Genomic DNA, 15,770 nt, shown 5'->3' with positions numbered 1-15,770 from the left:
GTCTGCGTTTCGCAATCCGTGAAGGCGGTCGCACCGTCGGCGCGGGCGTTGTTGCGAAAATCATCGAATAATTTTTGAGATTTTGCACGATTGAGTGCTTGATCTTGGATGTGCGGGCGGCTATAACCCGCCCGCACACCCCGCCACCCGGGCGGGATTTAGTCAGGAAGAAGATAAGCTTTTCAACTTTCTGATGTCTTGTAGGAGTGTAGCTCAGTTGGTAGAGCATCGGTCTCCAAAACCGAGTGTCGGGGGTTCGAGTCCCTCCTCTCCTGCCACTTTTTCCGGGTTGTGAAATAAAGCATTAGAAAGCGGTGTAACCCCGACAATGGCTAAAACGTCGCCAGCACAATTCGTACAGCAGGTCCGCTCCGAAGCGAAAAAAGTTTCGTGGCCGTCCCGTAAGGAAACGACTGTTTCGACCATCATGGTTTTCGTGATGGTTGCTCTTGCGTCTGTTTTCTTCTTTGTTGTCGATCAGCTCCTCGCATGGGGTGTTAAGCTGGTCTTTGGTGTTGGGGGTTGATTATGGCGCATCGCTGGTACGTTTTGCACGTTCACTCCGGTTTTGAGAAAAAGGTCGCCCAGTCGATCCGCGAACAGGCCATCAAGAAAGGTCTGGAAGGCGAGATCGAAGAAGTTCTGGTGCCGACCGAAGAGACTGTCGAGGTCCGTCGCGGCGCAAAGGTCAATGCCGAGCGGAAGTTTTTCCCGGGCTATGTCCTGCTGAAGATGGATCTCACTGACGAAAGCTGGCATCTGGTCAAGAACACCGCCAAGGTTACCGATTTCCTCGGCAGCCGTGGCAAGCCGATGCCGATTTCCGAAAAGGAAGCTCAGCACATTCTGCATCAGGTGCAGGAAGGTGTTGATCGTCCGAAGCCGACCATCGCATTCGATATCGGCGAGGAAGTACGTGTTTCCGACGGTCCGTTTGCATCGTTTAACGGGATTGTCGAAGGGGTTGATGAAGAACGTGCACGCCTGAAGGTGTCTGTTTCGATCTTCGGTCGTTCAACTCCGGTCGAGCTGGAATACACCCAGGTCGAGAAGCTTTAAAAAAAACGATCTTGAAAATTTAAGTCGCTGCTTGTATACGCAGGCAGCAATCAAAGCGCGGGAGGTCAGCCATGGCCGTACCGCGCGCTTCTTTAAGAGGTACCCTAATGGCGAAGAAAATCGACGGCTATCTTAAGCTGCAGATTCCCGCCGGCAAAGCCAACCCGTCGCCGCCTGTCGGCCCGGCTCTTGGTCAGCGCGGCGTGAATATCATGGAATTCTGCAAGGCGTTCAACGCAGCGACCCAGCAGATGGAACCTGGTATGCCGATTCCGGTCGTCATCACCGTTTATTCCGACCGTTCCTTCTCTTTCGTAACCAAAACCCCGCCGGCATCCTACTTCCTGAAAAAGGCAGCAGGCATTGCCAAGGGCTCCGGCACCACCGGTAAAGGTTATGTTGGTAAAGTAACCAAAGCACAGGTCAAAGAAATCGCAGAAGCCAAAATGGCTGACCTCAACGCATTTGACGTTGATGGCGCGATGGCAATGATCGAGGGCTCTGCCCGTGCGATGGGTCTCGAGGTTGTGGAGTAAGACGATGGCCAAGACTGGTAAACGCCTTGCCCAGGCCTATGAGGGCATCGACCGTAACACCCAGTACGAACTTGCAGCTGCTGTAAAGCTCGTCAAAGAAGGTGCAAAAGCCAAATTCGATGAAACCATCGAAATGGCTATGAACCTTGGTGTTGATCCGCGTCACGCTGACCAGATGGTCCGTGGTGTTGTTTCCCTGCCGCATGGTACCGGTAAAACCATGCGCGTTGCTGTCTTCGCAAAAGAAGCCAAAGCAGAAGAAGCCCAGAAAGCTGGTGCAGACGCTGTTGGCGCCGAAGACCTGATGGAAGCAATGCAGAAAGGCGATCTGAACTATGATCGCGTTATTGCAACCCCGGACATGATGGCTGTTGTCGGCCGTCTCGGTAAGGTACTCGGCCCGCGCGGCCTGATGCCGAACCCGAAACTCGGCACCGTAACCATGGATGTTGCGACCGCTGTTTCCGACGCAAAAGCTGGCCAGGTCCAGTTCCGCGCCGAGAAAAACGGTATCGTTCATGCAGGTATCGGCAAGGCATCGTTCAGCGAAGAACAGATCCTTGCGAATGCAAAAGCATTCGTCGATGCGATCGTTAAAGCAAAACCGACAGGCGCAAAAGGTGTTTACCTGCAGCGCGCTGCGATCAGCTCCACCATGGGTGCTGGCGTGAAACTGTCGATTGCTGACATCGCGTCGAAGTAAGAAATTTCGAATTCTGACCGGTCTTCGGATCGGTCAGGACCGGAGAGGGCTTTAGGCCCTCTCTACCTGTCTGTCCCAGACTGCAGGTGAGTGGGATTTGCCACTCTTAATTCCCTGCATAGGCAGAGGTTCCGGTTCTTAGTTTTCCCCATCGGGGAATCACACAAGGCTTGAACATCTGGCAAACGGACGGGCGTCACAGACCAGTTCGAAAGGACTGGTCGCGTCTGTGAACCTCCTTGTGGGGTTCAGGGCAATAAGCAATGTCGGAGACTAAAAGTGAACCGCGATGAAAAACAACAGTTCGTAGCAGAAATGCGCGAAGTGTTCGAAGGTGCGGAAGGCGTCGTCATCACCCAGTATAAGGGTCTGACGGTTGCTGAAATCACCGCTCTTCGTGCACAGATGCGTGATTCTGGTGCGGGCTTCAAGGTCACCAAAAACCGGCTTACGCGACTTGCTCTGGAAGGCACCAAATTTGCTGGTCTTGCAGACTACTTCACCGGTCCGACCGCGATTGGCTACTCAGCTGATCCGGCTTCGGTCGCAAAAGTAGCCTCCGAGTTCGCGAAATCCAACGACAAGCTGGTTCTTGTTGCTGGTGCCATCGGCGAACAGGTTCTCGATGAACAGGGCATCAAAGCTCTGGCAGAACTGCCGTCGCTGGACGAACTTCGTGCGAAACTGGTTGGTATGATCCAGACCCCGGCACAGCGTATCGCTACGCTGACCTCCAAGCCGGCGGGCCAGATCGCCCAGGTGCTGAAGGCATATGCCGACAAAGGCGAAGCCGCGTAAACCAAAGTAATCAGATATCTCAGATATCTAAGTTCAAGCCTAGGAGTATAGTAAAATGGCCGATCTTAAGGCACTCGTTGACGAGCTTTCCAAGCTCACCGTTCTTGAAGCTGCAGAACTTTCCAAAATGCTCGAAGAAGAGTGGGGCGTTTCCGCCGCTGCTCCGGTAGCTGTTGCTGCTGCTGGTGGCGCTGCTGCCGGTGGTGCTGCTGCTGAAGAAAAAACCGAATTCGACGTTATCCTCGCTTCTGCTGGTGACAAGAAAATCAACGTCATTAAAGAAGTACGCGGCATCACCGGTCTTGGCCTCAAAGAAGCCAAAGACCTGGTTGAAGGCGCTCCGAAAGCCGTCAAAGAAGGCGTTGCTAAGGACGAAGCCGAAGAAATCAAGAAGAAGCTGGAAGAAGCCGGCGCAACCGTCGAACTCAAATAATCGACGGCTTCTTGCCAAGGTCTGGGTCGGCGTCCTTCGGGCGCCGGCCCTTCCGTCTCTGTGCACTACGGCAATCGTGCCGAGCCCGTGCAGAGGCGCGAACAGGAATTTAACGGTTGACGCTGCCAAAGGTAATCGTACATAACGTAAGGCCGTTTAGGTCAGAGGTTATCTTTGACGGCGTCGACAGCCGAGGGATCAGTGATCTCAATCAAGTTGGATGTCAAATAACATCCACAGTCATAATCAAGTGAACGCCCGCCCCGTACGGGGCTCGGGCGTCGTTGTGCTGTATGCGTTTTGCGCGACTCGCGAACGTGACAGAGCAGGGACGAACGAGTTCGGACGGTGTGGGGAGGCGCGATTAAAGGAACGATGATGGATAAGTCCTTTACTGGTCGAAAGCGCATCCGCAAAAGCTTTGGACGGATCAGCGAAGTCGCTCCGCTCCCGAATCTCATCGAGGTTCAAAAGAATTCCTACGATAAGTTTTTGCAGACCGGAATCTCGCAGGAGCAGCGAGACGATGCAGGTCTTCAGGAAGTATTCAAGAGCGTCTTTCCGATTAAAGATTTTTCGGAACGCGCAACTCTTGAATTTGTTTCCTATGAGCTTGAGCAGCCCAAATACGATACCGAAGAGTGCCGCCAGCGTGGTATGACCTTTGCCGCACCGCTGCGCGTTACCCTGCGTCTGGTTGTCTGGGATATCGACGAGGACACGGGTGCCCGTTCGATCCGCGATATCAAGGAACAGGACGTTTACATGGGCGACATGCCGCTCATGACCGAACACGGTACCTTTATCGTGAACGGCACCGAGCGTGTGATTGTTTCCCAGATGCACCGTTCGCCGGGCGTCTTCTTCGACCATGACAAGGGCAAGAGCCACAGCTCGGGCAAATATTTGTTTGCCGCACGTGTCATTCCGTATCGTGGTTCCTGGCTCGATTTCGAATTCGATGCCAAAGACATTCTTTACGTCCGTATCGACCGTCGCCGCAAACTGCCGGCGACCACGCTGCTTATGGCTCTTGAAAACGAAGAGTCCGAACAGCTGCGTGCACAGCGTGCCGAAGAAGGCCGCTCTGTCGATCCGTCGGAAATCGAAGGTCTGACCCCGGAAGAAATCCTCAACTATTACTATGAGTCGGCTGAATATCGCCGCACCAAGGATGGTTGGGTTACCGATTTCAGCGTCGAGCGTTACATTGGCCAGAAGCTTGTCTTCGATCTGATCGATGCCAAAAGCGGCGAAGTTGTTGCTGCGGCTGGTTCCAAGATCACCAAGCGTTCTGCTGGCAAAATCGCCGAACAGGGTGTCACCGAGATCCTCGTGCCCGAAGAGCAGCTTAACGGCTGGTTCATGGCGGATGACCTCATCGATGGTGAAACCGGCGAGATCCTGGCAGAAGCCGGCCACGAACTGACCGAGGAAGTGTTCGAGCAGCTGAAAGAATGGGGTGTTGATTCCGTTCGTCTGCTGATGATCGACCACAACCAGGTTGGTCCGTATCTGCGCAACACCATGGCGCTGGACAAGAACAGCAACCGCGAAGAAGCCCTTGTGGACATCTATCGCGTGATGCGCCCGGGTGAGCCGCCGACCCTCGAGGGTGCGGAAGCCATGTTCAAGGGCCTGTTCTTCGATTCAGAGCGTTATGACCTTTCCGCGGTTGGCCGCGTGAAAATGAATGCGCGTCTGAACCTCGAATGTGCAGACACCGTTCGTATCCTGCGTCGCGAAGACATTCTGGAAGTCGTCCGTGTTCTGATCGACCTGAAAGACGGTCGTGGCGAGATTGACGATATTGACCACCTCGGTAACCGTCGTCTGCGTTCGGTTGGCGAGCTGATGGAAAACCAGTTCCGCGTTGGTCTGCTGCGTATGGAACGTGCGATCCGCGAGCGTATGAGCTCGGTCGAGATCGACAACGTCATGCCGCATGACCTGATCAATGCCAAGCCGGTTGCGGCTGCTGTTCGTGAATTCTTCGGCTCCTCGCAGCTGTCGCAGTTCATGGACCAGACCAACCCGCTTTCGGAAATTACCCACAAACGTCGTCTTTCGGCGCTTGGCCCGGGTGGTTTGACCCGTGAGCGTGCAGGCTTTGAAGTGCGTGACGTTCATCCGACCCACTATGGTCGTATCTGCCCGGTTGAAACGCCGGAAGGTCCGAACATTGGTCTGATCAACTCGCTGGCGACCTTTGCCCGCGTCAACCAGTACGGCTTCATCGAAAGCCCGTATCGTAAGGTTGTCGACGGTAACGTCACCGCAGAGGTTATTTACCTCTCGGCGATCGAAGAAGGCCGTTATGTCATCGCACAGGCAAACGAACCGCTTAACGCTGACTTCAGCTTTACCAACGAACTGATCAACACTCGTAAGGCCGGTGACCACTACATGGCCCGCTCCGAAGAGATCGACCTCATGGACGTCTCGCCGAAGCAGCTGGTATCGGTCGCATCCGCGCTCATTCCGTTCCTCGAGAACGATGACGCGAACCGCGCACTGATGGGCTCGAACATGCAGCGTCAGGCGGTTCCGTTGATCCGCTCCGAGGCTCCGTATGTCGGGACCGGTATGGAAGTTCCGGTGGCACGTGATTCGGGTGCAACCCTGATCGCACGCCGTGATGGTGTTGTTGAATCCGTTGACGCGACCCGTATGGTCATTCGCGCAACTGGTGACATTGCTGCTTCGGAATCGGGTGTCGATATTTACACCCTGCTGAAATATCAGCGTTCCAACCAGGGCAGCTGCATCAACCAGCGTCCGCTGGTGAAAGTTGGCGATGTTGTCCAGAAGGGTGACATCATTTCGGATGGTCCGTGTACCGATATGGGTGAACTCGCCCTCGGCCGTAACGTGCTCGTCGCGTTCATGCCGTGGAACGGTTACAACTTCGAGGACTCCATCCTTCTGTCCGAACGTATTGCCCGCGATGACGTCTATACCTCGATCCACATCGAGGAATTCGAAGTCATGGCCCGCGATACCAAGCTCGGCCAGGAAGAAATCACCCGTGATATTCCGAACGTCGGTGAAGAAGCGCTCAAAAACCTCGACGAGGCGGGCATTGTCTACATCGGTGCGGAAATCAAGCCGGGCGATATCCTCGTCGGTAAGGTAACGCCGAAGGGCGAAAGCCCGATGACGCCGGAAGAAAAACTTCTGCGCGCCATCTTCGGTGAAAAAGCATCTGACGTTCGCGATACCTCGCTTCGTGTCCCGCCGGGACAGTTCGGTACCATTGTTGAAGTCCGCGTGTTCTCACGTCGTGGCGTTGACAAGGACGAACGTGCTCTGGCGATCGAACGCGCAGAAATCGAACGTCTCGCACAGGACCGCGACGACGAACGCGCGATCCTCGAGCGTAACTTCTATGGTCGTTTGCAGAACCTTCTGGTTGGTCAGAAACTGGTCGATGGTCCGAAGGGCCTGACCGGCGAGTTGACCGAAGAAAGCCTGTCGGGTGTTGCCCGTGGTCTTTGGCGCCAGATCGCTGTTGCAGATGACAATGTCATGTCTGACATCGAAGCTCTGAAAAAACAGTTCGAGGAATCGATTGCTGTTCTTCAGGCCCGCTTCGATGACAAGGTCGACAAACTGCAGGCCGGTGACGAACTGCCGCCGGGCGTGATGAAGATGGTCAAAGTCTTCGTCGCAGTTAAACGTAAAATGCAGCCGGGTGATAAAATGGCCGGCCGTCACGGGAACAAGGGTGTCGTATCGCGCATTATGCCGGTTGAAGACATGCCGCACCTCGAAGACGGTACGCCGGTCGATATCGTTTTGAACCCGCTGGGTGTTCCGTCGCGTATGAACGTCGGCCAGATCCTTGAAACCCACCTTGGTTGGGCGTCTCGTGGTCTGGGTGAACAGATCGGCGAACTCGTCGATGCTGTTGCCGATGGTCGTGGCGAGATGGATGACCTGCGCAGCAAGCTTAATGATGTCTACGAAGGCGAAGAATACATCGCCGGCATCAAAGAGCTTTCTGATGGCGAAGTCATTGAACTTGGTAACAACCTGCGTCGCGGCGTCCCGATGGCCACCCCGGTCTTCGACGGTGCCCGTGAGCCGGATGTTGTTCGCATGCTTGAAAAAGCAGGCCTTGATGGCTCTGGCCAGGTCGACCTCTATGACGGTCGTACCGGTGAGAAATTCCATCGCAAGGTGACAGTGGGCTATATCTACATGCTCAAACTGCACCACTTGGTCGACGACAAGATCCACGCACGTTCGATTGGTCCGTACTCTCTTGTTACCCAGCAGCCGCTGGGTGGTAAGGCGCAGTTCGGTGGCCAGCGTTTCGGGGAGATGGAAGTGTGGGCACTCGAAGCTTACGGTGCCGCTTACACCCTCCAGGAAATGCTTACGGTCAAGTCGGATGACGTTTCGGGCCGTACCAAGGTCTACGAAGCCATTGTTCGCGGCGAAGACACCTTCGAAGCCGGCATTCCGGAATCCTTTAACGTTCTCGTTAAAGAACTCCGTTCGCTTGGCCTCAATGTCGAGCTTGAGCAGAACGATTTCTAAGTGTTTGGCTGACAGGGGGGCCCATCCGGGCATCCCGGTCGCCAAATCGCATCTTTCGGCCTGAAATTGGCGAAACCCGGCGAGACCGGGCATAGCGGGAGAGCCTTTATGAACGAGTTGATGAAGATCTTCGGGCAGCCGCAGGGCACCCAGAGCTTCGATCAGATCCGGATTCAGATTGCCAGCCCGGAGCGTATCCGCTCCTGGTCGTTCGGCGAGATCAAGAAACCGGAAACCATCAACTACCGGACCTTCAAACCGGAGCGCGACGGCCTGTTCTGTGCGCGCATTTTTGGTCCGGTGAAGGACTATGAATGCTTGTGCGGCAAGTACAAGCGTATGAAGTATCGCGGCATTATCTGTGAGAAGTGCGGCGTCGAAGTGACTCTGGCCAAAGTACGTCGTGAACGTATGGGCCATATCGAACTGGCGGCACCTGTTGCCCACATCTGGTTCATGAAGTCGCTGCCGAGCCGTCTGGGTCTGCTGCTGGACATGACGCTCAAGGATCTTGAGCGCATTCTGTACTTCGAAAACTATGTGGTTATCGAACCGGGCCTTACCCCGCTTAAAATGGGTGAGCTCCTGTCCGAAGACCAGTATATGACCGCCCAGGAAGAATATGGCGAAGACAGCTTCCGCGCCGGTATCGGTGCAGAGGCCATCCGCGATATGCTTGCGGCGATCGACCTTGATGAAGAACGCGAAACCGCGAAAATCGACCTCAAGGAAACCAATTCCGAAGCCAAGCGCAAGAAGCTGGTCAAGCGTCTCAAGCTGATTGAGGCCTTCCAGGAATCCGGCGCGCGCCCGGAATGGATGATCCTTGAAGTGATCCCGGTCATTCCGCCGGAACTGCGCCCGCTGGTTCCGCTGGATGGCGGCCGTTTCGCGACCTCGGATCTGAACGACCTTTACCGTCGTGTGATCAACCGTAACAACCGTCTGAAGCGCCTGATCGAGCTTCGTGCGCCTGATATCATCGTGCGTAACGAAAAACGTATGCTTCAGGAATCGGTTGACGCGCTGTTTGATAACGGCCGTCGCGGTCGTCCGATCACCGGTGCCAACAAGCGTCCGCTCAAATCGATGTCGGACATGCTTAAAGGTAAGCAGGGTCGTTTCCGTCAGAACCTTCTGGGTAAACGCGTCGACTATTCCGGTCGTTCGGTTATTACCGTGGGTCCGAACCTGAAACTGCACCAGTGCGGTCTGCCGAAGAAAATGGCGCTCGAACTGTTCAAGCCGTTCGTTTACGCGAAGCTGGAACTGTACGGGATGGCGACCACCATCAAGGCTGCAAAGCGCATGGTGGAAAAAGAGCGTGCCGAAGTTTGGGATATCCTTGAACAGGTTATCCGTGAACACCCGGTCATGCTTAACCGCGCACCGACGCTGCACCGTCTTGGTATTCAGGCGTTCGAACCTACTCTGATCGAAGGTAAGGCCATCCAGCTGCACCCGCTCGTTTGTACTGCGTTTAACGCGGACTTCGACGGTGACCAGATGGCTGTTCACGTACCGCTGTCGCTTGAAGCTCAGCTTGAAGCACGTACCCTGATGATGTCGACCAACAACATCCTGTCGCCGGCGTCGGGTAAACCGATCATCGTGCCGTCGCAGGACATCGTCCTTGGTCTGTACTACATCTCCATGGAGCGTGATGGTCAGCCGGGCGAGGGCATGTCGTTTGTCAACATCGCCGAGATCGAGCAGGCACTGGATGAAGGTGTTGTAAACCTGCATTCCAAGGTCAATGCCCGTTACCACACGGTTGATGAAAACAACGAACCGATCACCGTTCGTGTTGCCACCACCCCGGGCCGCATGTTGCTGTCGGAACTTCTGCCGCGTCATCCGCGCATTCCGTTCTCGACCATCAACAAGCTGCTGACCAAGAAAGACGTCTCGAACGTTATCGACGTCGTCTATCGTCACTGTGGCCAGAAAGAGACCGTTATCTTTGCTGACCGCATGATGGGCCTTGGTTTCAACTGGGCATGTAAAGCCGGTATTTCGTTTGGCAAGGATGACATGATCATTCCGGACGCCAAGGAAAAGCTGGTTGGCGAGACCCACGAAAAGGTCAAGGAATACGAGCAGCAGTACCAGGATGGTCTCATCACCCGTGGTGAGAAATACAACAAGGTTGTTGACGCCTGGGCACAGTGCACCGACGACGTTTCCGAAGCGATGATGAAAGTCATCTCGGCAACGGCAGAAGGTGACAATGTGAACTCGGTTTACATGATGGCGCACTCCGGTGCCCGTGGTTCTGCCGCCCAGATGCGTCAGCTGGCTGCTATGCGTGGCCTGATGGCGAAACCGGATGGCTCGATCATCGAGACGCCGATTATTTCGAACTTTAAAGAAGGCCTGACCGTGCAGGAGTACTTCAACTCCACTCACGGTGCTCGTAAAGGTCTGGCTGATACCGCACTGAAAACGGCGAACTCGGGTTACCTGACCCGTCGTCTCGTTGACGTGGCCCAGGACTGCATCATCACTCAGCATGATTGCGGTACCGATCGTGGTCTCGACATCGCAGCCGTCGTCGACTCCGGTGAGGTTATCGAAACCCTGTCTGATCGTATCCTCGGTCGCTTCACCGCTGACGAGATTGTCAATCCGTCGACCGGTGAAATCATCGTACCGAAGAACGAAATGGTCGAAGAAGATCACCTTGATCTGATCGAAAAGGCTGGCGTCGAAATGGCGCGTATCCGTTCGGTTCTGACCTGTGACGCCGAAACCGGTGTTTGCGGCCATTGCTATGGTCGTGACCTGGCCCGCGGTACCACGGTCAATATCGGTGAAGCTGTCGGTGTTATCGCCGCACAGTCGATCGGTGAACCGGGTACCCAGCTGACCATGCGTACGTTCCACATTGGTGGTGCCGCGCAGCGTGGTGCAGAAGTTTCCGGTGTCGAAGCAAACTTCGATGCCACCGTGAAACTGAAAAACCGCGCGGTTGTCGAGAACTCGTCGGGCGTGAACATCGTCATGGCGCGTAACCTCGAGATCCTGTTGATCGACAAGACCGGTCGTGAACGTGCGAAATATCGTGTTCCGTATGGTGCGAAACTTCTGACCGATGAAGGCGCGCAGGTTACCCGTGGCCAGAAACTGGCTGAATGGGATCCGTACACCCTGCCGATCATCACCGAGAAAGAAGGTTACGTGAACTATGTCGACCTTCTCGAGAACGTAACCATTCGCGAAGTTTATGACGAAGCGACCGGTATCGCCTCGAAGACGGTTATCGACTGGAAGAGCATGCCGAAGGCATCCGACCTCAAGCCGCGTGTTACCCTGCGTAACGAAAACGGCGAGGTCATCAACCTGGATAACGGTCTTGAAGCCCGTTACTTCCTCTCGGTTGATGCTATTCTCTCGGTCGAGAACGGTCAGAAGGTCGCCGCTGGTGACGTGCTTGCGCGTATTCCGCGTGAAGGTTCGAAAACCCGTGACATTACCGGTGGTCTGCCGCGCGTTGCCGAGCTGTTCGAAGCCCGTAAACCGAAAGAACACGCGATTATCTCGGATATCCCGGGTCGCGTCGAATTCGGCAAGGACTACAAGAACAAGCGTCGCGTCGTGGTTCATCCGCTCGAAGACTCGGGTCTGACCGAACCGGTCGAATACCTGATCCCGAAAGGCAAGCACCTTGCCGTTCAGGAAGGCGACTTCGTCGAGCAGGGCGATCAGCTTCTCGATGGTTCACCGGTTCCGCACGACATTCTGCGTGTTATGGGCGTCCCGGCACTGGCAGATTATCTGGTCAACGAGATCCAGGAAGTCTACCGTCTGCAGGGCGTGAAGATTAACGACAAGCACATCGAAGTCATCGTACGTCAGATGCTGCAGAAAGTGGAAATCACCAAACCGGGTGACACCACGCTTCTGGTTGGCGAAATCATTGACCGCGTTGATTTTGATGCCGAAAACGAACGTGCTCTTAAAGAAGGCGGCGAACTGGCCGAAGGCGCACCGGTCCTCCAGGGGATCACCAAAGCCTCGCTCCAGACGCACTCCTTCATTTCGGCCGCGTCGTTCCAGGAAACCACGCGCGTTCTTACCGAGGCTGCTGTCTCGGGCAAAACCGATACGCTTATCGGTCTGAAAGAGAACGTCATCGTGGGTCGTCTGATCCCGGCTGGTACCGGTGCGGTGATGAACCGCTTCCGTGCACTGGCTGCCGAACGCGACAAGAATGTACAGATCGAAGCAGAAGAGGAAATCGGCGACAACTTTGGTCCGCAATCCGATACTGCTTCACTGCCGGCAGGCGAATAAGTTCGTCGCGTCAGACAGTTAAAAAGAATCAGAAACGAGCCGGACTCTTATCGACGCACCGGCTCGTTTCGGCGTTTGAAGCGCCAACTCGAAGGCCCAGAGGGTTTTGCTTGACGCAAAAGGGGCCCGTCACTAGTATGCGCCCACCGAATCTAGGGGGGTGCAACTGTGCCGGTGCCGTTTTGTGCGGTAGCGGGCGGTTTTCGCCCCCCATCGCTTGAGTGCGACTCTGACGGCCGTCGAGGCAGGAACTCCTGCTTTTATGGGCGTCCGCGCGTGTTTTTGTACTTGTACAAAGACGCGTGGTCGCTCGTCGTGCGTCGATAAGAGCAACGCCCTAGTGGCGTCCGTTAAAGTAAAAGGGAAAGTTAATGCCCACTATTAACCAGTTGATCCGCAAAAAGCGGACTCCGCGCACCCAGCGCGATATGGTTCCGGCACTGGAAGCATGCCCGCAGAAACGCGGCGTTTGCACCCGTGTCTATACCACTACCCCGAAGAAGCCGAACTCGGCACTTCGTAAGGTTGCTCGTGTTCGTTTGACCAACGGCTACGAAGTTACCTCTTACATCCCGGGTGAAGGCCACAACCTGCAAGAACACTCCGTCGTAATGATCCGCGGCGGCCGTGTAAAAGATTTGCCGGGTGTCCGTTACCACATCATTCGCGGTACCCTCGATACGCAGGGTGTCAAAGACCGTAAACAGCGTCGTTCGAAATACGGCGCGAAGCGTCCGAAATAAGGAGCAGCTCAGATGTCACGTCGTCACGCTGCTGAAAAGCGCGAAGTTCTGCCTGACGCCAAATATGGCGATAAGGTTCTGACCAAGTTCATGAACGGTCTGATGCTGGATGGTAAAAAATCCGCAGCTGAAAAGATCGTTTATGGTGCCCTGGAAGTTATGGAAGGCAAGGGTGCAGACCCTGTTGCCCAGTTCCACGAAGCCATGGATAACGTGAAGCCGAACGTCGAAGTTCGTTCGCGCCGTGTTGGTGGTGCTACCTACCAGGTTCCGGTTGAAGTTCGTTCCGAGCGTCGTCAGGCTCTGGCCATTCGTTGGCTGGTTGACGCTGCGCGCAAACGTTCCGAGACCACCATGGTTGGTCGTCTTGCAGGCGAACTGATGGACGCAGCCAACAACCGTGGCTCGGCCGTCAAGAAACGCGAAGATACCCACCGTATGGCCGAAGCCAACAAGGCTTTCGCTCATTATCGCTGGTAACCCAGACCTCAGGATCAAGAGTCGATTATGGTACAACGTACTCCGATCTCTCGGTATCGCAATATTGGCATCATGGCACACATCGATGCTGGTAAAACCACGACAACCGAGCGAATTCTTTTCTACACCGGCAAGTCCTACAAGATTGGCGAAGTCCACGACGGCGCCGCGACCATGGACTGGATGGAACAGGAACAGGAACGCGGCATCACGATTACGTCTGCTGCAACTACCTGCTTCTGGAACGATCACCGTGTTAACATCATTGACACCCCGGGCCACGTTGACTTCACGATTGAAGTTGAACGTTCGCTCCGCGTTCTCGATGGTGCTTGCGCGGTATTCGATGCCGTTTCCGGTGTTGAACCGCAGACCGAAACCGTTTGGCGCCAGGCCGACAAATACCACGTACCGCGTATGTGCTTTGTCAACAAAATGGACCGTACCGGTGCGGACTTCTTCCGTTGCGTTGAGATGATGAAAGAACGTCTCGGTGCCAATGTTGCTGTTATGCAGCTGCCGATTGGTTCCGAAGGCGAATTCGAAGGTGTTGTCGATCTGGTTCGCAACAAGGAAATCGTCTGGAAAGACGAAAGCCTTGGTGCAGAATTCGAATATCGCGACATCCGTGACTCGCTTGCTGACCAGGCTGCGGAATACCGCGAAGCCCTGATCGAACAGGCTGTCGAGTGCGACGAAGCAGCAATGGAAGCTTACCTCGAAGGCGAAATGCCGACCGAGGAAGTTATCAAGAAGTGCATCCGCAAAGGTACGATCGCTGGTAACCTTGTTCCGGTCCTTCTGGGTACCGCGTTCAAGAACAAAGGCGTTCAGCCGCTTCTTGATGCTGTTGTCGACTACATGCCGGCTCCGGATGACATCGACGATGTTCGTGGCGTTAAGCCGAACACCGAAGACGAGCCGGATACCCGTCCGCTGACCGACGAAGCACCGTTCTCGGCTCTTGCGTTTAAGATCATGTCCGACCCGTTCGTCGGTTCCTTGACCTTCATTCGTATCTATTCCGGTGTTCTGGATGCCGGTTCGTATGTTCTCAACTCTGTTAAAGAGAAAAAAGAACGTATCGGCCGTATGCTTCTTATGCATTCAAACAACCGCGAAGAAATCAAATACGCATGCTCGGGCGACATCGTTGCTCTGGTTGGCATGAAGGACACCACCACTGGTGATACCCTTTGTGACCCGGCCAAGCCGATCATTCTCGAGCGTATGGAATTCCCGGATCCGGTTATCGAAATCGCTGTTGAGCCGAAATCGAAAGCCGACCAGGAAAAAATGGGTCTCGCCCTTGCACGTCTTGCACAGGAAGATCCGTCGTTCCGCGTTAAATCCGACCACGAATCCGGCCAGACCATCATTTCCGGTATGGGCGAACTTCACCTCGACATTCTTGTCGATCGTATGAAGCGTGAATTCAAAGTCGAAGCAAACGTCGGCGCGCCGCAGGTTGCTTACCGTGAGACGATCTCGAAAGAAGTCGATATCGACTACACCCACAAAAAACAGTCGGGTGGTTCGGGTCAGTTCGCACGTATCAAGTTGACCTTCACCCCGGGTGAACCGGGTTCGGGCTTCTCCTTCTCCGATACCGTTGTTGGCGGTAACGTTCCGAAGGAATACATCCCGGGCGTACAGAAAGGTCTCGAAAGCTCGCTGCAGAGCGGTGTGATCGCAGGCTTCCCTGTAACCGACTTCTCTATCAAGTTGACGGACGGTGCATACCACGACGTTGACTCGAGCGTCATGGCCTTCGAAATCGCTGCTCGCGCAGCATTCCGCGAAGGTTTGGCAAAAGCTTCTCCGAAGCTGCTCGAGCCGATCATGAAGGTCGAGGTAGTGACCCCGGAAGAATACATGGGCGATATCATTGGCGACCTGAACAGCCGTCGTGGCCAGGTCCGTGACATGGACTCCCGTGGTATTGCACGCGTTGTTAACGCGTTCGTACCGCTGGCGAACATGTTCGGTTACGTCAACACGCTGCGCTCCATGTCCCAGGGCCGTGCCCAGTTCGTGATGCAGTTCGATCATTATGCCGACGTCCCGCAGGCAGTTGCGGACGAAGTCAAAGCCAAATCGGCCGGCTAAGGGCCAGCTAGAATAAACGGAGTTAGAAATGGCTAAAGAAAAGTTTGAGCGTACAAAACCGCACGTTA

Annotated in this window: 12 protein-coding genes and 1 tRNA gene; all 13 read left to right on the top strand. The window is 55.0% G+C overall.

What is annotated here, in order from left to right:
- Positions 1–71, top strand: a 71-nt coding sequence (locus tag TH4_RS21070; RefSeq protein WP_198525954.1) for an EF-Tu C-terminal domain-related protein, incomplete at its 5' end; no start/stop codon positions are given.
- Between the two features lie 131 nt (positions 72–202).
- Positions 203–278 (top strand) — tRNA-Trp (locus TH4_RS20295).
- Positions 279–328: 50 nt separating this feature from the next.
- A complete protein-coding gene (secE, locus tag TH4_RS20290) occupies positions 329–526 on the top strand; it encodes a preprotein translocase subunit SecE (protein ID WP_040824880.1) in 198 nt (65 codons plus the stop codon).
- Between the two features lie 2 nt (positions 527–528).
- A complete protein-coding gene (nusG, locus tag TH4_RS20285) occupies positions 529–1,059 on the top strand; it encodes a transcription termination/antitermination protein NusG (protein WP_008892331.1) in 531 nt (176 codons plus the stop codon).
- 107 nt (positions 1,060–1,166) lie between these two features.
- On the top strand, positions 1,167–1,595 hold the full coding sequence (rplK, locus tag TH4_RS20280) for a 50S ribosomal protein L11 (RefSeq protein ID WP_008892332.1): 429 nt from the start codon (positions 1,167–1,169) through the stop codon (positions 1,593–1,595).
- A gap of 4 nt (positions 1,596–1,599) precedes the next feature.
- Positions 1,600–2,298: a 50S ribosomal protein L1 gene (gene rplA, locus TH4_RS20275; protein ID WP_008892333.1), complete on the top strand. Its 699-nt coding sequence runs from the start codon at positions 1,600–1,602 to the stop codon at positions 2,296–2,298.
- A 279-nt stretch (positions 2,299–2,577) separates the two neighbouring features.
- Complete coding sequence (rplJ, locus tag TH4_RS20270) at positions 2,578–3,096, top strand: 50S ribosomal protein L10 (protein WP_008892334.1); 519 nt, start codon at positions 2,578–2,580, stop codon at positions 3,094–3,096.
- Positions 3,097–3,151: 55 nt separating this feature from the next.
- Entirely contained in the window at positions 3,152–3,529 is a 378-nt protein-coding gene (rplL, locus tag TH4_RS20265) for a 50S ribosomal protein L7/L12 (protein WP_063087031.1), read from the top strand.
- 378 nt (positions 3,530–3,907) lie between these two features.
- Positions 3,908–8,074 (top strand): DNA-directed RNA polymerase subunit beta, encoded by a 4,167-nt coding sequence (rpoB, locus tag TH4_RS20260; protein ID WP_063087030.1) that lies wholly within the window; start codon positions 3,908–3,910, stop codon positions 8,072–8,074.
- 108 nt (positions 8,075–8,182) lie between these two features.
- Entirely contained in the window at positions 8,183–12,370 is a 4,188-nt protein-coding gene (rpoC, locus tag TH4_RS20255; protein WP_008892338.1) for a DNA-directed RNA polymerase subunit beta', read from the top strand.
- A gap of 371 nt (positions 12,371–12,741) precedes the next feature.
- The gene (gene rpsL, locus TH4_RS20250; RefSeq protein ID WP_008892339.1) at positions 12,742–13,113 is read left to right on the top strand and encodes a 30S ribosomal protein S12; all 372 of its coding nucleotides are present in this window, start codon (positions 12,742–12,744) and stop codon (positions 13,111–13,113) included.
- 12 nt (positions 13,114–13,125) lie between these two features.
- Complete coding sequence (gene rpsG / locus TH4_RS20245; protein ID WP_007092426.1) at positions 13,126–13,593, top strand: 30S ribosomal protein S7; 468 nt, start codon at positions 13,126–13,128, stop codon at positions 13,591–13,593.
- A 27-nt stretch (positions 13,594–13,620) separates the two neighbouring features.
- Positions 13,621–15,702, top strand: coding sequence for an elongation factor G (gene fusA / locus TH4_RS20240; RefSeq protein WP_008892340.1), 2,082 nt, complete (start codon positions 13,621–13,623; stop codon positions 15,700–15,702).
- Positions 15,703–15,770: the final 68 nt, after the last annotated feature.

Source organism: Thalassospira tepidiphila MCCC 1A03514, from assembly GCF_001662875.1.
Classification (GTDB): Bacteria; Pseudomonadota; Alphaproteobacteria; order Rhodospirillales; family Thalassospiraceae; genus Thalassospira; species Thalassospira tepidiphila.
This window is presented reverse-complemented; position numbering and strand designations above follow the sequence as displayed.

Bases quoted from the DNA above. Each gene is read 5' to 3' on its own strand.
- secE (WP_040824880.1), top strand. From the start codon at position 329: ATGGCTAAAACGTCGCCAGCACAATTCGTACAGCAGGTCCGCTCCGAA.
- nusG (WP_008892331.1), top strand. From the start codon at position 529: ATGGCGCATCGCTGGTACGTTTTGCACGTTCACTCCGGTTTTGAGAAA.
- rplK (WP_008892332.1), top strand. From the start codon at position 1,167: ATGGCGAAGAAAATCGACGGCTATCTTAAGCTGCAGATTCCCGCCGGC.
- rplA (WP_008892333.1), top strand. From the start codon at position 1,600: ATGGCCAAGACTGGTAAACGCCTTGCCCAGGCCTATGAGGGCATCGAC.
- rplL (WP_063087031.1), top strand. From the start codon at position 3,152: ATGGCCGATCTTAAGGCACTCGTTGACGAGCTTTCCAAGCTCACCGTT.
- rpoB (WP_063087030.1), top strand. From the start codon at position 3,908: ATGGATAAGTCCTTTACTGGTCGAAAGCGCATCCGCAAAAGCTTTGGA.
- rpoC (WP_008892338.1), top strand. From the start codon at position 8,183: ATGAACGAGTTGATGAAGATCTTCGGGCAGCCGCAGGGCACCCAGAGC.
- rpsL (WP_008892339.1), top strand. From the start codon at position 12,742: ATGCCCACTATTAACCAGTTGATCCGCAAAAAGCGGACTCCGCGCACC.
- rpsG (WP_007092426.1), top strand. From the start codon at position 13,126: ATGTCACGTCGTCACGCTGCTGAAAAGCGCGAAGTTCTGCCTGACGCC.
- fusA (WP_008892340.1), top strand. From the start codon at position 13,621: ATGGTACAACGTACTCCGATCTCTCGGTATCGCAATATTGGCATCATG.